19 protein-coding genes are annotated in these 20317 nt (G+C 71.6%); 13 read left to right on the top strand and 6 right to left on the bottom strand.

The genetic code is table 11. The features are described 5' to 3' along the window. Position 1: 1 nt before the first annotated feature. Together AOK01_RS18470 and pyrR are read right to left on the bottom strand one after the other, a co-directional pair. Positions 2 to 997: an aspartate carbamoyltransferase catalytic subunit gene (locus tag AOK01_RS18470; protein ID WP_055513028.1), complete on the bottom strand. Its 996-nt coding sequence runs from the start codon at positions 995 to 997 to the stop codon at positions 2 to 4. Between the two features lie 150 nt (positions 998 to 1147). Beyond that, a complete protein-coding gene (gene pyrR, locus AOK01_RS18465; RefSeq protein WP_055513026.1) occupies positions 1148 to 1738 on the bottom strand; it encodes a bifunctional pyr operon transcriptional regulator/uracil phosphoribosyltransferase PyrR in 591 nt (196 codons plus the stop codon). Positions 1739 to 1982: 244 nt separating this feature from the next. Between pyrR and bldD the strand changes: the two genes are divergently transcribed. Further along, on the top strand, positions 1983 to 2483 hold the full coding sequence (gene bldD, locus AOK01_RS18460) for a transcriptional regulator BldD (RefSeq protein WP_006379429.1): 501 nt from the start codon (positions 1983 to 1985) through the stop codon (positions 2481 to 2483). A gap of 239 nt (positions 2484 to 2722) precedes the next feature. Here the strand turns inward: bldD and nusB are convergent, their stop codons facing one another. The 3 genes from nusB to AOK01_RS18445 all read right to left on the bottom strand — a co-directional run bounded on the left by nusB (position 2723) and on the right by AOK01_RS18445 (position 4997). Then, a complete protein-coding gene (gene nusB / locus AOK01_RS18455) occupies positions 2723 to 3157 on the bottom strand; it encodes a transcription antitermination factor NusB (RefSeq protein WP_055513024.1) in 435 nt (144 codons plus the stop codon). Positions 3158 to 3159: 2 nt separating this feature from the next. Continuing rightward, a complete protein-coding gene (efp, locus tag AOK01_RS18450) occupies positions 3160 to 3726 on the bottom strand; it encodes an elongation factor P (RefSeq protein ID WP_055513022.1) in 567 nt (188 codons plus the stop codon). Between the two features lie 164 nt (positions 3727 to 3890). Next, entirely contained in the window at positions 3891 to 4997 is a 1107-nt protein-coding gene (locus AOK01_RS18445) for an aminopeptidase P family protein (RefSeq protein ID WP_055513020.1), read from the bottom strand. 381 nt (positions 4998 to 5378) lie between these two features. Between AOK01_RS18445 and AOK01_RS18440 the strand changes: the two genes are divergently transcribed. Next, on the top strand, positions 5379 to 6101 hold the full coding sequence (locus tag AOK01_RS18440; protein WP_055513018.1) for a class I SAM-dependent methyltransferase: 723 nt from the start codon (positions 5379 to 5381) through the stop codon (positions 6099 to 6101). A gap of 304 nt (positions 6102 to 6405) precedes the next feature. Further along, positions 6406 to 8214 carry a glycoside hydrolase family 76 protein gene (locus AOK01_RS18435; RefSeq protein ID WP_055513051.1) on the top strand — a complete coding sequence of 603 codons (1809 nt, stop codon included), beginning with the start codon at positions 6406 to 6408 and terminating at the stop codon, positions 8212 to 8214. A gap of 43 nt (positions 8215 to 8257) precedes the next feature. Here AOK01_RS18435 and AOK01_RS18430 read toward each other — a convergent pair whose 3' ends face one another. Beyond that, on the bottom strand, positions 8258 to 9061 hold the full coding sequence (locus tag AOK01_RS18430) for an SAM-dependent methyltransferase (RefSeq protein WP_079103516.1): 804 nt from the start codon (positions 9059 to 9061) through the stop codon (positions 8258 to 8260). 185 nt (positions 9062 to 9246) lie between these two features. On the opposite strand from AOK01_RS18430, the gene AOK01_RS18425 reads away from it, so the two are divergent. From AOK01_RS18425 to AOK01_RS18380, 10 genes are all read left to right on the top strand, one after another. Beyond that, positions 9247 to 10425: an NAD(P)/FAD-dependent oxidoreductase gene (locus AOK01_RS18425; protein ID WP_055513016.1), complete on the top strand. Its 1179-nt coding sequence runs from the start codon at positions 9247 to 9249 to the stop codon at positions 10423 to 10425. Further along, on the top strand, positions 10422 to 10730 hold the full coding sequence (locus AOK01_RS18420; protein WP_055513014.1) for a (2Fe-2S)-binding protein: 309 nt from the start codon (positions 10422 to 10424) through the stop codon (positions 10728 to 10730). The genes AOK01_RS18425 and AOK01_RS18420 overlap by 4 nt, the downstream gene beginning before the upstream one ends. Next, positions 10723 to 12156: an FAD/NAD(P)-dependent oxidoreductase gene (locus tag AOK01_RS46150; protein WP_055513011.1), complete on the top strand. Its 1434-nt coding sequence runs from the start codon at positions 10723 to 10725 to the stop codon at positions 12154 to 12156. Before AOK01_RS18420 ends, AOK01_RS46150 begins: the two co-directional genes overlap by 8 nt. Positions 12157 to 12190: 34 nt before the next feature. After that, positions 12191 to 13096, top strand: a complete 906-nt coding sequence (locus AOK01_RS18410) for a dihydrodipicolinate synthase family protein (RefSeq protein WP_055513046.1) — start codon at positions 12191 to 12193, stop codon at positions 13094 to 13096. 72 nt (positions 13097 to 13168) lie between these two features. Further along, positions 13169 to 14170 (top strand): proline racemase family protein, encoded by a 1002-nt coding sequence (locus AOK01_RS18405; RefSeq protein WP_055513009.1) that lies wholly within the window; start codon positions 13169 to 13171, stop codon positions 14168 to 14170. A gap of 101 nt (positions 14171 to 14271) precedes the next feature. Continuing rightward, complete coding sequence (locus AOK01_RS18400; RefSeq protein ID WP_055513007.1) at positions 14272 to 14982, top strand: GntR family transcriptional regulator; 711 nt, start codon at positions 14272 to 14274, stop codon at positions 14980 to 14982. Between the two features lie 71 nt (positions 14983 to 15053). After that, positions 15054 to 15890 (top strand): M55 family metallopeptidase, encoded by an 837-nt coding sequence (locus AOK01_RS18395; protein ID WP_055513006.1) that lies wholly within the window; start codon positions 15054 to 15056, stop codon positions 15888 to 15890. Between the two features lies 1 nt (position 15891). Further along, on the top strand, positions 15892 to 17262 hold the full coding sequence (locus AOK01_RS18390) for a M20/M25/M40 family metallo-hydrolase (RefSeq protein WP_107099845.1): 1371 nt from the start codon (positions 15892 to 15894) through the stop codon (positions 17260 to 17262). A gap of 21 nt (positions 17263 to 17283) precedes the next feature. Beyond that, positions 17284 to 19308, top strand: coding sequence for a prolyl oligopeptidase family serine peptidase (locus AOK01_RS18385; protein WP_055513001.1), 2025 nt, complete (start codon positions 17284 to 17286; stop codon positions 19306 to 19308). Then, positions 19305 to 20231, top strand: a complete 927-nt coding sequence (locus AOK01_RS18380; RefSeq protein WP_055512999.1) for a S66 peptidase family protein — start codon at positions 19305 to 19307, stop codon at positions 20229 to 20231. The genes AOK01_RS18385 and AOK01_RS18380 overlap by 4 nt, the downstream gene beginning before the upstream one ends. The last annotated feature ends 86 nt before the right edge of the window (positions 20232 to 20317 follow it).

Here is a 20317-nt window from a genome sequence, read left to right as displayed (position 1 = left end):
CTTACTTCTCCTCGGTACGGGTGTGGGTGACGGCGGGCACGTTCTTCGCGTCGAACACGGCGCCGCCGAGGAGCAGGTACAGGACGGCCATCCGGATCGAGACGCCGTTGGCGACCTGCTCGACGACGGTGCAGCGGTCGGAGTCGGCGACCTCGGCGGTGATCTCCATGCCGCGGACCATCGGGCCCGGGTGCATCACGATGGCGTGCCCGGGCATCCGCGCCATGCGGTCGCCGTCGAGGCCGTAGCGCCGCGAGTACTCGCGCTCGGTGGGGAAGAACGCGGCGTTCATCCGCTCCCGCTGGACGCGGAGCATCATCACCGCGTCGGCCTTGGCGAGCGTGCTGTCGAGGTCGTACGAGATCTCGCAGGGCCAGGACTCGACGCCGACGGGCACCAGGGTCGGCGGGGCGACGAGGGTGACCTCGGCGCCGAGGGTGTGCAGCAGATCCACGTTCGAGCGGGCGACGCGGCTGTGCAGGATGTCGCCGACGATCGTGATGCGCCGGCCCGCCAGGTCCTGGCCGAGCCCCTCGTCCCGGCCGACCAGCCTGCGCCGCATGGTGAAGGCGTCGAGCAGGGCCTGGGTGGGGTGCTGGTGGGTGCCGTCACCGGCGTTGATGACGGCGGCGTCGATCCAGCCGGAGGTCGCGAGGCGGTACGGGGCTCCGGAGGCGCCGTGCCGGATGACGACGGCGTCGACGCCCATCGCCTCCAGGGTCTGGGCGGTGTCCTTCAGGGACTCGCCCTTGGAGACGCTGGAGCCCTTGGCGGTGAAGTTGATGACGTCCGCGGAGAGGCGCTTCTCGGCGGCCTCGAAGGAGATCCGGGTACGGGTGGAGTCCTCGAAGAAGAGGTTGACGACGGTGCGGCCGCGCAGGGTCGGCAGCTTCTTTATCGGCCGGTCGGCGACCCGGGCCATCTCCTCGGCGGTGTCGAGGATCAGGACGGCGTCGTCGCGGGTGAGGTCGGCGGCCGAGATGAGATGACGCTGCATCTTTCAGGCTCCGTATGGCAGTGGTGAGGCAGTCGTAAGGCAGTTCAGGTCGGGAGGCGGGCGTCCGGGTACGGCCGGTGGGCACAGCCGGACAGGCAGGCGGCGCGCCGGCGGGCGCGGGGTACGGCGGCGGTTCCGTACGTCGGAGAGCTACTGCTGCCCGTCCGGGGAGGTCCGCTTCACACCGAGCAGCACGGTGTCGCGGCCGTCCTCCTCGGCGAGCTGGACCTTGACCGTCTCCCGCAACGACGTGGGGAGGTTCTTGCCGACGTAGTCCGCGCGGATCGGGAGTTCGCGGTGACCGCGGTCGACGAGGACCGCGAGCTGTACGGCGCGCGGGCGGCCGATGTCGTTCAGCGCGTCGAGGGCGGCGCGGATGGTGCGGCCGGAGAAGAGCACGTCGTCGACGAGGACCACCAGCCGGCCGTCGATGCCGTCACCGGGGATGTCGGTGCGGGCCAGCGCGCGCGGCGGGTGCATGCGCAGGTCGTCGCGGTACATGGTGATGTCGAGGGAGCCGACCGGGATCTTGCGGTCGGTGATCTCCTGGAGTTTGGCGGCGAGCCGCTGCGCCAGGTGGACACCCCGGGTCGGGATGCCGAGGAGCACCACGTCGTCGGCGCCCTTGGCGCGCTCGACGATCTCGTGGGCGATGCGGGTCAGGACCCGCGCGATGTCGGGCGCCTCCAGAACGGGCCGCGCATCGGACTCGTACTGCTGCTTCTGCTGTTCGGTGTCCATACGAAACGGACCTCCTTCTCCGCCTCTCTGGACGGATCATTAAAGGACGTCGGAATTGCGCCATCCACGGTACCAGCCCGACAATCCCCCTGATCACCCACCTGGTTCCGGCCGTGCCCCGCCCGCCCGGAGGGGTGGGTCCGGACCGTTCGGCTTGACGAGGGAGAGTCACGCTGCGTAACCTCACAGTGAGTCACCAGCCGCGCGGCCGAGCCGCACGTCGACACAGTGTCCGGGGAGCTATATGTCCAGCGAATACGCCAAACAGCTCGGGGCCAAGCTCCGCGCAATCCGTACCCAGCAGGGCCTTTCCCTCCACGGCGTCGAGGAGAAGTCCCAGGGCCGCTGGAAGGCGGTCGTGGTCGGTTCGTACGAGCGCGGCGACCGCGCCGTGACCGTGCAGCGTCTTGCGGAGCTGGCGGACTTCTACGGCGTTCCCGTGCAGGAGCTGCTGCCGGGCACCACGCCGGGCGGAGCCGCCGAGCCGCCGCCGAAGCTGGTCCTCGACCTGGAGCGGCTGGCCCACGTGCCGGCCGAGAAGGCAGGCCCCCTGCAGCGCTACGCGGCGACGATCCAGTCCCAGCGCGGCGACTACAACGGCAAGGTGCTGTCGATCCGCCAGGACGACCTGCGCACCCTCGCCGTCATCTACGACCAGTCGCCCTCGGTCCTCACCGAGCAGCTGATCAGCTGGGGAGTCCTGGACGCGGACGCGCGCCGCGCGGTCTCCCACGAAGAGGGCTGACCGACCGGATCCACCGGCACTGAGAAGAAACGTGCCGTCGGGTGGCCGGAACCAATTGGTTCCGGCCACCCCGACGGCTTTCTGCGGGCCTGAGCAGCTTCGAGGGCACGGGATCACGGGATGACGCCGGAGGGCCCCCAGTGTTCTGACTGGGGGCCCTCCGGCGTACCTCAGGGGCGCGGGGAACTGCGCGCTCAGCCCCCGCCAACCCGCACATGACATCGAACCGTGCGGAGCACTCAGGCTTCGTCCCGGCGCAAGGACGACTTGAGCTCCTTGAACCGGCCGAGCAGCCCGTTCACGAAGGCGGGCGACTCGTCCGTGGAGAACTCCTTGGCGAGCTGCACCGCCTCGTCGAGCACGACCGCGTCCGGGGTCTCGTCCACCCAGATCAGTTCGTACGCGCCGAGGCGCAGGATGTTGCGGTCGACGACCGGCATCCTGTCGAGTGTCCAGTCGACGGCGTACTGCGAGATCAGGTCGTCGATGCGCCGCGCGTAGCTCGCGTAGCCCTCGACCAGCTGCATCGTGTACTCGCTCACCGGCGGCTGCCGGGGGTCGGTCCGGGAGTGCCGGATCCAGTCGGCGAGGACCGTCTGGACGTCCACGTCGCGCTGGTCACCCTCGAAAAGGATCTGGAAGGCGCGCTTTCGGGCCGTATTGCGGGCAGCCACGGTTAGCTGTTCACCCGGCCGAGGTAGTCGCTCGTGCGGGTGTCGACCTTGATCTTCTCACCGGTGGTGATGAAGAGCGGGACGTTGATCTGGTGACCGGTCTCCAGGGTGGCGGGCTTGGTGCCGCCGGTGGAACGGTCGCCCTGAACGCCCGGCTCGGTCTCCTGGACGACGAGCTCGACGGCGGCCGGCAGCTCGACGAAGAGCACCTCGCCCTCGTGCTGCGCCACGGTGGCGGTGAAGCCCTCGATCAGGAAGTTGGCGGCGTCGCCGACAGCCTTCCGGTCGACCATGAGCTGGTCATAGGTCTGCATGTCCATGAAGACGAAGTACTCGCCGTCCATGTACGAGAACTGCATGTCGCGCTTGTCGACAGTGGCCGTCTCGACCTTGACGCCGGCGTTGAACGTCTTGTCGACGACCTTGCCGGAAAGCACGTTCTTCAGCTTGGTGCGCACGAAGGCGGGGCCCTTGCCGGGCTTGACGTGCTGGAACTCGACGACGGACCAGAGCTGGCCCCCGTCGAGCTTGAGCACCAGGCCGTTCTTGAGGTCGTTCGTGGAAGCCACGGTTGCGGAATCTCCTGGACTGACGTGGACGACCCCGGCGGCACGCGCACGGCTCGAAGCATGTGAAGCTCTCGATGTCTTTCGACGTTCTCGACGTTCTCGATATTTGTCGAGGTTCGCCGAGGTGTGCCGAGGTCTGTCGAGGCCTTTTGATGCTTCAGAAGCTAGAGCGCGAGCAGTTCCTTGGTCGTAATGGTGAGTAGCTCGGGTCCGCCGTCCGCCTCAGGGCGCACGACGAGCGTGTCATCGATCCGGACACCGCCCCGGCCCGGGAGGTGGACCCCCGGTTCGACGGTGACCGGCACGCAAGCGTCCAGTTTACCCATGGCCGCGGGGGCCAACTGCGGCTCCTCGTCGATTTCGAGCCCCACACCGTGCCCGGTGGACTCGGGGAGGCCCTCCGTGTAGCCCGCGGAGTCCAGCACCTGGCGGGCCGCGTGGTCCACGTCACGGTAGGCGGCGCCGGGTACCAGGGCCTCGCGGCCGGCCCGCTGGGATGCGAAGACGAGGTCGTACAGCTCGATCTGCCAGTCGGCGGGCGAGGTGCCGATGACGAAGGTACGGCCGATCTCGCAGCGGTACCCGCGGTAGGTCGCGCCGAGGCAGACAGAGAGAAAATCTCCCTCCTCGACCCGGCGGTCGGTGGGCCGGTGCCCGCGGCGCCCGGAGTGCGGTCCCGTGCCGACCGACGTCCGCAGGGCCGGCCCGTCGGCACCGTGGTCGACGAGGCGGCGTTCCAGTTCCAGCGCGAGGTGTCGTTCGGTGCGGCCGACGAGGATCGACTCCAGGAGTTCCCCCAGGGCCTGGTCCGCGATCTCCGCGCCGATGCGCAGACAGGAGATCTCCTCCTGGTCCTTGATCACCCGGAGCTGTTCGACGGCTCCGCCGACGTCCGCGAGGCGCAGGCCCGGGGCCACCGAGCCGATCGCCCGGTGCCGGCCCACGGTCAGGTGATGTTCCTCGACGGCGAGGGACTCGGCGCCCTGGGCCGCGGCGAGGTCCGCCGCGGCGACGGCGGGGTCCCCTCCGGGGCTCGGCAGCGCGTGCACCCGGAGGCCGCCGTCCGCACGGGGCTCGTCGGCCGGGGTGTCGAGCGTGGCGCCGTACACGAGCAGGTCCTCGGTCCTGCCCAGCAGGAGAACCGCGCCGTGGGGCGCGCCGCCCGTGAGATAGCGGACGTTGGCTGGGCGGGAGATCAGCGCGGAGGCGCTGCCGCTCGCGTTGCAGCGTTCGCGTAGCCGTGCTCGGCGGGTCTCGTACACCTCGGGCATGGCCCGAGCGTATGAGCTCCGCTCGGTTTGTGCCGGTTCAGGGGGGCCGAGTGGGCGTTGGCCGGACGGGGGTGCCGCGTGGGGTTGGGTGCCGGGTGCGGGTCGGTGGGGGTTGAGCGCGCAGTTCCCCGCACCCCCTAAAAGATTCGGTGCGGGCCGGAGAGGGCTGGGCGTGCCGTTCCTCGCACCCCCTAAAAGATTCGGTGCGGGTCGGTGGGGGCTGGGCGCGCCGTTCCCCGCGCCCCTTGGGGGGCTGCGCCCCCCCTGTGGGGCTTGAAGGTGTGTGCCGTGTTCTTGTCGGGGTGCTCCCGGCGCGATACACCGGACTGTCCGTCACTTTTCGGCGGTTCGCGGTTCGCGGTCGCATCCTGGGGAGCCGGTATGAGCGTCACCACTCGGTACAGAGAGGCCTGGGACGGCTTCTGGAGCGAGGCTTCCGCCGAGCAGGGGGCGGTCTTCTGGGACGCCGATCCCGCGCTCACCGCGGGCGTGCATCTCGCCCTGTTCGAACCGTATCTGGCCGCCCCCGGGCTGCCCCTCGTGGACCTCGGCTGCGGCAACGGCACCCAGACCCGGTTCCTCGCCGACCGCTATCCGCGGGTCGTCGGCGTCGATCTGTCGGCCGCGGCCCTCGACCACGCCCGGCTCGCGGACCCGGCGGGCCAGGCGTCCTACCGGCTGTTCGACGCGGCGGAGAAGGCCGGGGCCGAGAGGCTGCACGCCGAACTCGCCGACGCCAACGTCTATATGCGGGGCGTCCTGCACCAGTGCGAGCCGGCCGACCGGCAGCCGCTCGTCGACGGCCTGGCCGCGCTCGTCGGTGACCGGGGCCGCGTGTTCCTCGTCGAGCTCGCCGAGGCGGCCGGCGCCGTGCTGCGCGCTCTCGCCCGGAGCCCCGGTGGCCCGCCGGCGAAACTCGCGTCCGTCCTGCGGCACGGCATCGCACCGGGTGAGGTGGCCGACGCGGCCGTACCGGAGTATCTGCGTGCGGCAGGGCTGACGGTCCTGGCGAGCGGGGAGCTGCCGCTCGTCACCTCGGAGCGTCGTGCCGACGGCTCACGGATCGAGTTGCCGTCGCTGTGGGTGGTGGCGGGGCGCGGCTGAGGACGTCGACGCCGGACGTTCTCGGCATGAATACGTCCCAGGTCCTCGACGCGGGACGTTCTTGACATGGGCACGTCTTGATTGGGGAAAGACATCACCTGGGCGATCGCTGCACCCTGGGCTCGCGGGTGCTCATCGTGGTGGCTGCCCGTCTCGGCCGGCCGCCGCTGCCCTTCCGTGCACGGCTTCTCCAGAGAGGCGATACGTCATGGCAGCACGGCACCGCTCCCTCCTCGGCAGACCGCCGGCCCCGTTCCCTGTCCCGTTCCCTGTCCCTTTCCTCGCGCTGGTTCTGGCCCTGTTCATGGCGCTGACCGGCCTCGTCGCCCTTCCCGCCCCTGCCCATGCCGCGACGCCGGTCTGCGCCCTGGTGTGCGACACCCTCGACCCCTCCAAGGCCCAGCAGGACACGTTCCCGGTGCCGAACAGGACCATCAACGGCAGAATCCTGCGGCTGCACGTCTCCGACCCGGACAACACGGCCTGGGCGAGCATCGACAACGGCGTGGCCGGTGACGCGGTCTGGCTGGACCGCTCCTGGGACCGGGGCGCCACCTGGGACGGCCTGCTCGGCAAAGCAAGCGTCCCCGGCTCGTGGACCGGCACCCGCACCCTGATGTACAACATCACCGACCCGGTCGCGCACCGGCGTGGCTGGATCCGCGCCTGTGGCGACGCCGCCGCGGTGACCTGTACCGACTGGGTGTACCCGAAGGTGTGCGACGGCGCGTCCTGCGACGGCGCCGACCCCGCCACCGCGGCCGGTGACGACACCCCGGTGCCCGCCACCACCCTCTTCGGACGCACCATCAGCCTGCACGTCGACCAGCGGGGCGGTATGGCCTGGGGCGTCATCGCGGGCGGCGGAGCGGGCGACGAGGTATGGCTGGACCGCTCCTGGGACAGCGGCGCGAGCCAGCCGGAGGGCTCCTCCCTCGGCCGTAAAAGTGTGCCCTCCGGAGCCACCACCACCCGCACCGTCATGTTCGCCACCCGGGACCCACGCGGCCTGCTGTACGGCGGAGCGGTCCGGGTCTGCGGACGCGAGGCCTCGCACCAGGAGGGCAGCTGCACGGCGTGGGCCCGGCCCGCTCCGACCCGGGCGCGCGGGGCGGCGGACGCCCTGATGGCGTCGTACCGCACCGACGAGGGCTGGTGGCGCAGCAGTTGGTGGAACTCCGCCGTCGCCCTCACCTCGCTCATCGACTTCGCCGAGCAGAGCGGCCGGCACGACTACGACTGGGCGATCGCCCGCACCTTCGAACAGAACCGGGGCGTCTTCCCGGCGGGCGGGCGCAGTTCGGACCCGATCGAGGGCCACTTCATCAGCCGCGCCATCGACGACGCGGGCTGGTGGGCGATGGCCTGGCTGAAGGCGTACGACTACACGGGCGACCGGCGCTATCTGGAGGAAGCGGTCACGATCACCACTTACGTCCACCAGTACTGGGACACCGGTACCTGCGGCGGCGGTGTGTGGTGGGACCGGGAGCGCACCTACAAGAACGCCGTGACCAACGGGCAGTACCTGTGGCTCACCACCGCACTGCACCAGCGGATCAGCGGCGACACCGTGTGGGGTGCCCGCGCGACCACGGCGGCGAACTGGTACCTCGCCAGCGGGATGATCAACTCCTCGGGGCTCGTCAACGACGGGATCACCACCGGCTGCGCCAACAACGGCCAGACCGTGTGGAGTTACAACCAGGGCCTGGCCATCGGCGCCTTCACCCAGCTGTGGCGGTCGACCGGGAACAGCCGGTACCTCGACACGGCCGAGCGCCTGGCCGACAGCGCGATCTCCTCACCCGCGCTGACCCGTGGCGGCGTACTGACCGAGTCCTGCGACATCTCCACGGCCACCTGCGACGACAACCAGAAGCAGTTCAAGGGCATCTTCATACGGCACTTCGCCGACCTGGCGGACGCCACGGCCTCGACCACCTACAAGGCGTACGTCACGAAACAGGCCGACTCGATCTGGACGACCGACCGGGACCCGCTCAACCGCCTCGGCGCACGCTGGTCCGGCACCAGCCCCAACACGTCGGACTGGCGCACCCAGGCCAGTGCGCTGGAGGCGCTGACGGCCGCCGGTCGACTCCTCGGCTGAGAAGGGGCACCCGGTACGTGGGTTTCGGGGCGGATATCGGATATCAGGGCACGCGGGCCACCCCCACGTACAACGGGATCCGCTCGCCCGGGCCGCGCTGTTCCCCGAGCTCCGGGTGCCAGTGCTCCGCCAGCTCTATTCCGGGGGCGAGCAGCTCAAGTCCCTCGAAGAACCGTGAGAATTCACCACGTGACCGCACTTGGGCGGGAGTTCCGCCCTTGCGGTAGACCTCGACGACGCGCTCCCATGTCTCAGGGTCGAAATCCCCTGTGGCGTGGGAGAGCGCCACATGGCTTCCGGCCGCCAGGGAGCCGCGCAGCTCACTCATGATCCGGTGGGGTTCGTCGTCGTCGGCCACCAGGTGCAGCAGGGCCACCAGGGAGAGGGCGACGGGCTGCTCGAAATCCAGCACCTCCCGCGCCGCCGCGAGGATACTTCCCGGATCTCTCACATCGGCCTGGATATAGGTGGTACGTCCTTCGGGCCTGCTGTGGAGAAGTGCCTCGGCATGCCTGAGGACGATCGGATCGTTGTCCGCGTACACCACGCGAGCGTCGGGCGTGATGTCCTGGACGATCTGATGAAGGTTCGGAGCCGTGGGAATGCCCGTGCCGATGTCGAGGAATTGACGAACTCCTCGCTCGGCTAACAGCCGGGCGGCCCGGTGCATGAAATCACGGTTGACCCGCGCCATTTCCTGTACGGCGGGGAAGAAGGAGATCACTTTTTCGGCCGCTTCCCAGTCGACGGGGTAGTTGTCCTTACCGCCGAGGAAGTAGTCGTACATGCGGGCCGACTGGGCCTTGCTGGTGTCGATGCCGTGTGCGTCGAGTCCTGCATCTGTCACGTCGGTCCTCCGATGCTGCTGCGAAAGTGCTCGAACGGCTGATGGCCGACGGTCGATGAGTGACGGCCGGCGGTCGATGGCCGAGCAGTTTGTCACGGCCTCTGTGGCGCGGACAGAGGGGTATGCCTGCTTGCGCGCGCGGTGCAGGGGGTGTGGATCACAGAGGTATGTGACATAGTACTGACGTGAGTAACTCGCTGACCTGCGATGTCGTGGTCGTCGGGGCCGGAATGGTGGGGGCGGCGAGCGCCCTGTACGCGGCTCGGGCGGGGTTGAGTGCCGTCCTGGTGGACCGGGGTCCGGTGGCCGGCGGCACGACTGGCGCGGGCGAGGGCAACCTGCTCGTCTCCGACAAGGAGCCGGGCCCCGAACTCGACCTCGCGCTGCTCTCCGGACGGCTGTGGGCCGACCTCGCCGCCGAGCCCGGCGTGGCAGGGTCGGTCGAGTACGAGGCCAAGGGCGGCCTCGTCGTCGCCGCCGGGCCCGAGGGGCTGACGGCGCTGGAGGGGTTCGCCGCCGCACAGCGCTCGGCCGGAGTCGAGGCCGAGTCCGTCGCCGCGGGCCAACTCCACGACCTCGAACCGTACGTGGCGCGGGGGCTCGCGGGTGGCGTGCTCTATCCGCAGGACGCCCAGGTGATGCCGACCCTCGCGGCGGCCCGGCTCGTGCGGCTGGCCCGCACGGCGGGTGCCTCGCTGCGCACCGGCTGGACGGTGACGGAGGTGCTGCGTACGGCGTCGGGGGCGGTGCGCGGTGTCCGTACCCCGTACGGCGACATCCACGCGCCCGCGGTCGTCAACGCGGCCGGGACCTGGGGCGGGGAACTGGCCGCGCTGGCCGGGGTGTCGCTGCCGGTGCTGCCCCGGCGCGGCTTCGTCCTCGTCACCGAGCCACTGCCGCGCAGGGTGCGCCACAAGGTGTACGCGGCGGACTACGTGGCCGACGTGGCCAGCGACTCGGCGGCCCTCCAGACCTCCCCGGTGGTCGAGGGTACGGCGGCGGGACCGGTACTGATCGGGGCCAGCCGGGAACGGGTCGGCTTCGACCGCTCCTTCTCCCTGCCCGTCACCCGGGAACTCGCGGCGGGGGCGACCCGGCTGTTCCCCTTCCTGGCGGAGGTGCGGGCCATGCGCGCCTACCTCGGCTTCCGGCCGTACCTGCCCGACCACCTCCCCGCCGTCGGGCCCGACCCGCGGGTGCCCGGCCTCTTCCACGCGTGCGGGCACGAGGGCGCGGGCATCGGACTCGCCACGGGGACAGGCCACTTGATCGCCCAGGTACTGACGGACCGGACGCCCGACCTGGACCTCGCACCGTTCCGCCCCGACCGGTTTCCCGATCCGTCGCCCGAGGAGGGCTCATGACGCCGCGTACGCCCATGAGGCTGGTCCGGGCCCGGCCGGAGCCGCCGTTCACGGTCACGTTCGACGACCGCGAGATCGCCGTTCTCCCCGGACAGACGATCGCGGCGGCCCTGTGGTCCGTGGGTGTCATGTCCTGGCGTACGACCCGGGGGAGCGGCGAGCGACGCGGTGTCTTCTGCGGTATCGGGGTGTGCTTCGACTGTCTGCTGACCGTCAACGGGCGGCCCAACCAACGGGCTTGCCTGGTGCGTGCGGAGCCCGGTGACGTGATCCGCACGCAGGAAGGGACCGGCCACCATGACTGACGACCGACGCGGAACAGTCGAACCACGCGGCACGACTGACCGACCCGGCCTCGCCGTGATCGGCGCGGGCCCCGCCGGGCTCGCCGCGGCCCTCGCCGCCGCCGCGCGTGGCGTACAGGTGACCCTCGTGGACGCCGCGCCGGAGGCGGGCGGGCAGTTCTACCGCCGGCCCGCCGCCGGGCTCGGTGCCCGCCACCCCCGCGCCCTGCACCACCAGTGGCGTACCTGGGAACGACTCCGTGACGGACTGGCGGCCCATATCGAGGCAGGGCGCGTCACGCACCTGACCGACCATCATGTGTGGTGCGTGGAGCGGGAGTCCGGCGTCCTCGTCGTGCACGCCCTGCTCGGGCCCGAGCAGGAGGAACCGGTCGTGGTCCGTGCCGACGCCGTGGTCCTCGCGACCGGCGGGTACGAGAAGGTGCTGCCGTTCCCCGGCTGGACCCTCCCCGGAGTCGTCACCGCGGGCGGGGCGCAGGCCATGCTCAAGGGCGGGCTCGTCCTGCCGGGCCGTACCGCCGTGGTCGCCGGGACCGGGCCGCTGCTGATGCCCGTGGCCGTCGGGCTGGCCGCGGCCGGCGCGAAGGTGGCCGCCCTCGTGGAGTCCGCCGACCCCCGGGCGTTCGTACGGCACGCCCGGGTCCTCGCGGCCCACCCCGGCAAGGTCGCCGAAGGCGCCCTGTACGCGGCCGGGTTGGCGCGGCACCGGATCGGGGTCCACGTGCGCCACGCCGTCGTCGAGGCGCACGGCACCGACCGACTCGAAGCCGTGACCGTGGCCGCGCTCGACACCGACGGACGCGTCAGGGACGGCAGCGAGTGGCGCGTCCCCTGCGACAGCCTCGCCGTCGGCCACGGCATGCTCCCGCACACCGACCTCGCCGAGACGCTCGGCTGCCGCCTCGACGGCGTGAACGTCGCCGTGGACGACGAGCAGCGCACCGACGTACCGGGCGTCTGGGCCGCCGGGGAGACCACCGGGATCGGCGGCGCGGTGCTCTCACTGGCCGAGGGGCGGATCGCGGGGCTGTCCGTCGCGGCACGGCTCGACTCACGGGCGCCCGAGCCGAGTTCCTACGCACGCCCCGCCAACACACGTGCCGGACTGCGGGAGTTCTTCGCCGCCGTCGACAACGTCTGTACGCCGCCCGCCGGTTGGGCCGAACGGATCGGCGACGACACCCTCGTGTGCCGCTGCGAGGAAGTGCCCGCCTCCGCTGTCCGGGAGGCTGTCGACGAACTCGGCGCCGGGGACGTACGCACCGTGAAACTGCTGACCCGCGCCGGAATGGGCTGGTGCCAGGGGCGGATGTGCGGCCCGGCGGTGGCGGGGCTCGCGGGCTGCCCGACGACGCCCTCACGACGGCCGTTCGCCCGCCCCGTACCCCTCGGCGTGCTCGCACGCGAGCCCGGCGAATCCCCCTGACATGTCACGCCCTACGGACCCGATGGGAAACCTCATGACCGACAACCGCCCCTGGCGCGGCGTCCTCGTCGCCACCGCCCTCCCGCTCAAGGACGACCTCTCCGTCGACCACGACGCCTACGCCGACCACTGCGCGTGGCTCGTCGCGAACGGCTGCGACGGCGTCGTACCGAACGGCTCGCTCGGCGAGTACCAGGTGCTGACCCCCGAGGAGCGCGCCAAGGTCGTGGAGACGGCCGTGGCGGCGATCGGCGGCTCGCGCGTCATGCCCGGCGTCGCCGCGTACGGTTCCGCCGAGGCCCGCCGCTGGGCCGAGCAGGCGCGCGACGCGGGCTGTGCCGCCGTCATGCTGCTGCCTCCGAACGCCTACCGGGCCGACGAGCGTTCGGTCCTCGCCCACTACGCCGAGGTCGCCGAGGCGGGCCTGCCGATCGTGGCGTACAACAATCCCATCGACACCAAGGTCGACCTGGTGCCCGAACTGCTCGCCAAGCTGCACGGCGAGGGATACATCCAGGGCGTCAAGGAGTTCTCCGGTGATGTGCGCCGGGCCTACCGCATAGCCGAACTCGCCCCGGACCTCGACCTGCTGATCGGCGCCGACGACGTCCTGCTGGAGCTGGCGGTCGCGGGCGCCAAGGGCTGGGTCGCCGGCTACCCGAACGCGCTGCCCGCCGCGTCCGTCGAACTGTTCCGCGCCGCCGTCCGGGGCGACCTCGACACCGCGCTGCCCCTCTACCGGCAGCTGCACCCGCTGCTGCGCTGGGACTCCCAGGTGGAGTTCGTCCAGGCCATCAAGCTGTCGATGGACATCGTCGGCCGGTACGGCGGTCCGGTGCGCCCGCCGCGCGTGCCGCTGCGACCCGACCAGGAGGCCACCGTCCGGGCCGCCACGGAGAAGGCCGTGGCGGCGGGACTCGCTGCAGGAGACGTCGTCTGAAAAAGATGTGAAGACGAGGAGATGCAGAGACAGGGAGACAGGGAGACTCATGGAGACAGGGGAGACTGAGTCATGCGCAGCAAACTCGTCCTGCACGCCGTCGACTCGCACACCGAGGGCATGCCGACCCGGGTCATCACCGGCGGGATCGGCACGGTCCCCGGCGCGACCATGAACGAGCGGCGACTGTACTTCCGTGAACACCGCGACGACATCAAGCAGTTGCTGATGAACGAGCCGCGCGGCCACGCGGCGATGAGCGGCGCGATCCTCCAGCCGTCCACCCGCCCCGACTGCGACTACGGCGTCATCTACATCGAGGTGTCGGGCTATCTCCCGATGTGCGGGCACGGGACCATCGGGGTCGCGACCGTCCTCGTGGAGACCGGCATGGTCGAGGTCGTCGAGCCGGTGACGACCATCCGGCTCGACACCCCGGCCGGGCTCGTCGTCGCCGAGGTCGAGGTGCGGGACGGGGCGGCCGGGCCGGTCACGCTCAGGAACGTGCCGTCCTTCTCCGTCGCCCTGGACCGCAAGATCGAGCTCGCCGACGGGCGGACGGTGACCTACGACCTCGCGTACGGCGGGAACTTCTACGCGATCCTGCCGCTCGACCAGTTCGGGCTGCCCTTCGAGCGGGCCCGCAAGGACGACATCCTCGCCGCCGGGCTGTCACTGATGGACGCCATCAACGCCGAAGGGGAGCCCGTCCATCCGGAGGACCCCTCCATCAGCGGCTGCCACCATGTGCACCTGATCGCTCCGGGTTCGACGGCCCGGCACTCGCGGCATGCGATGGCCATCCACCCGGGCTGGTTCGACCGCTCGCCCTGCGGCACGGGCACCAGCGCGCGCATGGCGCAACTGCACGCGCGCGGTGAACTGCCCCTGAACACCGAGTTCTTGAACGAGTCCTTCATCGGCACCCACTTCACCGGGCGCCTCCACGGCACCACCGAGGTCGCCGGAATCCCGGCCGTGCTGCCCAGCTTCACCGGGCGCGCGTGGGTGACCGGCACCGCCCAGTACCTGCTCGACCCGAGCGACCCGTTCCCGGCGGGCTTCGTCCTGTAGTCCCCTGTGTGTCCCGCCTGTCCCGTGCGGCTCAAGGATTGCGCAGTTCCCCGCGCCCCCAAAAAATGACGCCCAGCCACCCCCTCCGAGGAGACCGACCGATGGCCGCCCAGCGCACCAGCGCCCCCGCCCTGCCCACGCTGGGCGGCAAGAAGCCCAGCTACCGCGAGAGCGTCGCGGACGCGCTGCGGGCCGCCCTCATCGCGGGAGAGCTGCGTCCCGGCGAGGTCCACTCCGCACCGGCCCTCGCCACCCGCTTCGGCGTCTCCGCCACCCCGGTCCGCGAGGCCCTGCTCGACCTCGCCAAGGAGGGCCTGGTCGACACCGTGCCCAACAAGGGCTTCCGGGTCACCGCGGTCTCCGAGAAGCAGCTCGACGAATACACGCACATCCGCTCGCTCATCGAGATCCCCACCACCGTCGGCCTCGCCACCTCCGCCGATCCCGCAGCCCTGGAGGCGCTGCGACCCGTCGCCCAGGAGATCGTCACGGCCGCGGCGGCGGGCGACCTCATCGCGTACGTCGAGGCGGACATCCGCTTCCACCTCGGGCTGCTCGCCCTCGCGGGCAACGCGCACCTGGTCGAGGTCGTCGGCGACCTGCGCAAGCGCTCCCGCCTCTACGGCCTGCACGCCCTGGTCGAGGCGGGCCGCCTGGACGCGTCCGCCGAGGAGCACCTGGAGATCCTGGACGCACTCGTGGCCGGCGACGAGGAGGCGGTACGCGCCGTCATGACACGGCATCTCGGGCACGTACGGGGGCTGTGGGCGGCCGAGGATTCCGACGCCGGCACGCCTCCGACGACCGCATGAAGGTTTACGCCGGTTCGTCCAGCTGACCCCTGGCCCTGTGGGGCGCCGTGCGACTGCGATACAACTGGAGCATGGTAAAGATCCTGATCAGCGCCGACATGGAGGGCGCCACCGGGGTGACCTGGCCGGCCGACGTGCTGCCGGGCACCCCGCAGTGGGAGCGGTGCCGGTCGATGTTCACCTCGGACGTGAACGCCGCGGCCCTCGGCTTCTTCGACGGCGGGGCCGACGAAGTCCTCGTCAACGAGGCCCACTCGACCATGCGCAACCTGCTCCTGGAACAACTGGACGAACGCGTGCAGATGATCACCGGGCGGCACAAGGCGCTCTCCATGGTGGAGGGCGTGCAGCACGGGGACGTCGACGGCATCGCCTTCGTCGGCTACCACGCGGGAGCGGGCATGGAGGGCGTCCTCGCCCACACCTACCTCGCCAACTCGATCACCGGTGTGTGGGTCGACGGCGAGCGCGCCAGTGAGGGACTGCTCAACGCGCGCGTCGTCGCCGAGTACGGGGTCCCCGTCGTCCTGGTCACCGGGGACGACGTGGCCTGCGAGGACGCGCTCGGCTACGCGCCCGGGGCGCTGAAGGTCGCTGTCAAGGACCATGTCTCGCGGTACGCGGCCGTGTGCCGCACTCCGGCCCGTACCGCGGCGGACATCCGCTCGGCGGCCAAGGAGGCGGCGCGGCTCGCGGTGCGGCACGAGCCCGAGCGGGCGGGCCCCTTCACCGTGGCCCTGGAGTTCGACGCCGAGCACCTCTCGATGGCGGCCACCGTCGTCCCGGGCGTCGAACGCACCGGGGAACGGAAGGTGGCGTACACCAGCCCCACGATGTACGAGGGCATCCGGACCTTCAAGGCGGTCACCACGATCGTCGATGCTGCCGTGGAGGAGACCTATGGCTGACATGAGCGTGATCGAGCAGGCTGCCGTCGACGAGGAGGCGCTGGACGAGGTCGTCCGGTTCACCTCCGATCTCATCCGGATCGACACCACCAACCGCGGTGGCGGCGACTGCCAGGAGCGGCCGGCCGCCGAGTACGCCGCCGCACGGCTCGCCGAGGCCGGCCTGCAGCCGACCCTTCTGGAGCGCACCAAGGGGCGTACGAACGTCGTCGCGCGCCTGGAGGGCACCGACCCGTCCGCCGACGCGCTGCTCGTCCACGGTCACCTGGACGTCGTACCCGCGCAGGCCGAGGACTGGAGCGTCGATCCGTTCTCCGGCGAGGTCCGTGACGGGGTCGTCTGGGGGCGGGGCGCCGTCGACATGAAGAACATGGACGCGATGATCCTCGCGGTCGTCCGGCAGTGGGCGCGCTCCGGTGTACGCCCCCGTCGGGACCTGGTGATCGCGTTCACCGCGGACGAGGAGGCGAGCGCCGAGGACGGCTCGGGCTTCCTCGCCGAGCGGCACGCGGGGCTCTTCGAGGGGTGCACCGAGGGCATCAGCGAGTCCGGGGCCTTCACCTTCCACGACGGCGCCGGCCGCGAGCTGTACCCGATCGCGGCCGGCGAGCGCGGCACCGGCTGGCTGAAGCTCACCGCCCGCGGCCGGGCGGGCCACGGCTCCAAGGTGAACCGGTCCAACGCGGTGACCCGGCTGGCCGCCGCCGTCGCGCGGATCGGCGCCCACCGGTGGCCCGTACGGCTCACCCCGACGGTCCGCGCGGCGCTCACCGAACTCGCCCTGCTGTACGGCATCGAGCCCGACCTCGGCGACCCCGACGGCCCCAGCGAACTCGGTGGCCTCGGTGCTCTCGATGCCGTGGACGCGCTGATGGCGAAGCTCGGTCCCGCCGCCTCCCTCGTCGAGGCCACGGTCCGCAACAGCGCCAACCCGACCATGCTCGACGCCGGTTACAAGGTCAACGTGATTCCCGGGGAGGCCGTCGCCCACATCGACGGACGTTTCCTGGCCGGTGCCGAGGACGAGTTCCGGGCCACCCTCGACGAACTCACCGGGCCGGACGTGGAGTGGGAGTTCGCCCACCGCGAGGTCGCCCTCCAGGCGCCGCTGGACTCGACGACGTACGCCCGGATGCGGGCCGCCGTGGAGGCATTCGCGCCCGAGGGGAACGTCGTGCCCTACTGCATGTCGGGCGGCACGGACGCCAAGCAGTTCTCGCGCCTGGGCATCACCGGCTACGGGTTCTCGCCGCTGAAGCTCCCGCCGGGCTTCGACTACCAGGCACTCTTCCACGGGGTCGACGAACGGGTGCCCGTCGAGGCACTCCACTTCGGGGTCCGGGTACTCGACCGCTTCCTGCGCACGGCCTGAGAGAAAAGCCTGAGAGAAAAGATGGGGGACACAGTGCAGACGCTGGCCTACGGTTCCTGGCCCTCGCCCATCGACGCGGCGCTCGCCGCCGCGCACGACGGGCACCCCGACTACGTCGGGTTCGTCGGCGACGAGGCCTGGTGGACCGAACCCCGGCCCGCCGAGGGCGGCCGCCGCACGCTGGTGCGCCGCCGCGCGGACGGCACCGAGGAGTCGGTGCTGCCCGCCCCGTGGAACGTCCGCAGCCGGGTCGTCGAGTACGGCGGACAGCCCTGGACCGGCACGGTCCGCGAGGACGGCCCGGTGGTCGTGTTCGTGAACTTCGCCGACCAGCGGCTGTACGCGTACGAGCCCGCCGCCCCCGACAACGCGCCGCGCCCGCTCACCCCCGTGTCCCCGGTGGGCGGCGGCCTGCGCTGGGTGGACCCGCAGGTGCACCTGGAACGCGGCGAGGCCGGCGAGGTCTGGTGCGTCCTGGAGGAGTTCACCGGGGACGGGCCCACCGACGTGCGGCGGCTCGCCGCCGCCGTCCCGCTGGACGGCTCGGCCGCCGAGGACCGCGGCGCGGTACGCGAACTCACCGACGGGCGGCACCGGTTCGTCACCGGACCGCGGGTCTCGCCCGACGGGCGGCGCGCGGCCTGGCTGGTCTGGGACCACCCGCGCATGCCGTGGGACGGGACCGAACTGCTGGTGGCCGAGGTGGCACCCGACGGGACGCTGGGCGAGCCCCGCAAGGTCGCCGGCGGCCCCGACGAGTCGATCGCCCAGGCCGACTGGGACCGGGACGGCGCCCTCCTGTACGCCGGCGACCGCACCGGCTGGTGGAACCTCTACCGCGCGTCGGACAGCGGGGACCCGGGTGGCGGGCCGGCCGTGCCCGTGCCCCTCTGTACGCGCGAGGAGGAGTTCGGCGGGCCGCTGTGGACGATCGGCCGCCGCTGGTTCGCGCCGCTGGACAGCGGACTGATCGCCGTCGTGCACGGCCGGGGCGCCGCCGTGCTCGGCGTCCTCGACCCGGAGACCGGCGAGGTCGTCGACGCCGCCGGACCCTGGACCGAGTACGAGCCCACCCTCGCCGTCGACGGCAGCCGCGTCGTCACCGTGGCCGCCAGCCCGCGCAGCGCGTACGAGGTCGTGGAACTGGACGCCCGCACCGGACGGGCCCGCGTCGTGGGAGCCGCGCACCACGACCCGGTGGACCCCGCGTTCTACCCCGAACCCCAGATCCGTACGTTCACCGGGCCCGCCGGGCGGGAGATCCACGCGCACATCTATCCGCCCCACCATCCCGGCCAGTTGGCCCCCGGCGACGTACTCCCGCCCTATGTCGTCTGGGCGCACGGCGGCCCCACCGGCCGCGCCCCGCTCGTCCTCGACCTGGAGATCGCGTACTTCACCTCGCGCGGCATCGGGGTCGCAGAGGTCAACTACGGCGGCTCCACCGGGTACGGCCGCGAGTACCGCAACCGGCTGCGCGAGCAGTGGGGCGTCGTGGACGTCGAGGACTGCGCGGCCGTCGCGCTCGCCCTCGCCGAGGAGGGCACCGCCGACCGCGACCGGCTGGCCGTCCGGGGCGGCAGCGCGGGCGGCTGGACGGCGGCGGCCTCACTGGTGGGCACCGACGTCTACGCGTGCGGGACGATCCTCTACCCCGTCCTCGACCTGGCGGGCTGGGGCGCGGGCGGGACCCACGACTTCGAGTCCCAGTACCTGGAGAGCCTGGTCGGACCGTTCGCAGAGGTTCCCGGACGGTACGCGGAGCGTTCGCCCATCGAGCGCGCCGAGCGGATCACCGCGCCCTTCCTGCTCCTCCAGGGCCTCGACGACGTGATCTGCCCGCCGGCCCAGTGCGAGCGGTTCCTGGCCAGGGTGGAGGAGCGGGCACGGTCCGTGCCGCACGCCTACATCGCCTTCGAGGGCGAGGGCCACGGCTTCCGCCGCGCCGACACGATGGTGCGCGTCCTGGAGGCCGAACTGTCCCTGTACGCCCAGGTGTTCGGTTTGCATCCGCCCGGTGTGCCGGTGCTGGAACTCGTCAAGTGAAGGAACTCACCAGAGCCCGGCGGCTGGTCGCCGGAGCCCGCGTCGCCGTCGTCGCGCCCAGCGGCCCGGTGCCCGAGGAACGGCTCCAGGCGGGCCTGGACATCCTGCGCGGCTGGGACCTGGACCCGGTCGTGGGGCCCCATGTCCTGGACCGGCACGGGCGGTTCGACTACCTGGCGGGCACGGACGCCGACCGGGCGGCCGACTTCCGGGCCGCCTGGTGCGACCCGGCCGTGGACGCGGTGCTCTGCGCCCGCGGCGGCTACGGCGCCCAGCGCATGGCCGACCTGCTCGACTGGGACGCCCTGCGGGCCGCGGGACCCAAGGTGCTCCTCGGCTTCAGCGACGTCACGGCCCTCCACGAGGCCTTCGCGACCCGGCTGGGGTTCGGGACACTGCACGGGCCGATGGCCGCGGGCATCGACTTCGTGAAGAACGCCCACGCCCAGGAACACCTCAGGGCGACCCTCTTCGAGCCGGAGTCCGTGCGGACCATCACGTCGGCCGGGCGGGCCCTGGTCCCGGGGCGGGCCACGGGCGTCCTCCTCGGCGGCTGCCTGAGCCTGCTCGCCGCAGAGCTCGGCACCCCGCACGCCCGGCCCTCCGCGTCCGGCGGCCTGCTCTGCCTGGAGGACGTGGGCGAGCAGCCGTACCGCCTGGACCGCTGCCTCACCCAGCTGCTGCGCGCCGGCTGGTTCGACGGCGTCGCCGGAGTCCTGCTCGGCTCCTGGGAGCGGTGCGGCCCGTACGACAGGGTGCGGGACCTCGTCCTCGACCGGCTCGGCGGGCTCGGGGTGCCGATCGCCGAGGAGTTCGGCTTCGGCCACGGCGAAGGAGCGCTGACGATCCCGTTCGGAGTACGGGCGGAACTGAACGCGACGACGGGCACGCTGACCCTGGAGAAACCGGCCTTGACGTTTTAGGGGCGCGGGGAACTGCGCGGTTTTTCAGGGGTGCGGGGAACTGCGCGGTTTTCAGGGGCGCGGGGAACTGCGCGGTTTTTCAGGGG

Origin of the sequence: Streptomyces aurantiacus (assembly GCF_001418335.1) — a bacterium.
In the GTDB taxonomy this organism is placed as follows: domain Bacteria; phylum Actinomycetota; class Actinomycetes; order Streptomycetales; family Streptomycetaceae; genus Streptomyces; species Streptomyces aurantiacus.
The sequence above is the reverse complement of the archived record's forward strand: the minus strand, read 5'-3'. Positions and strand labels throughout refer to the sequence as shown.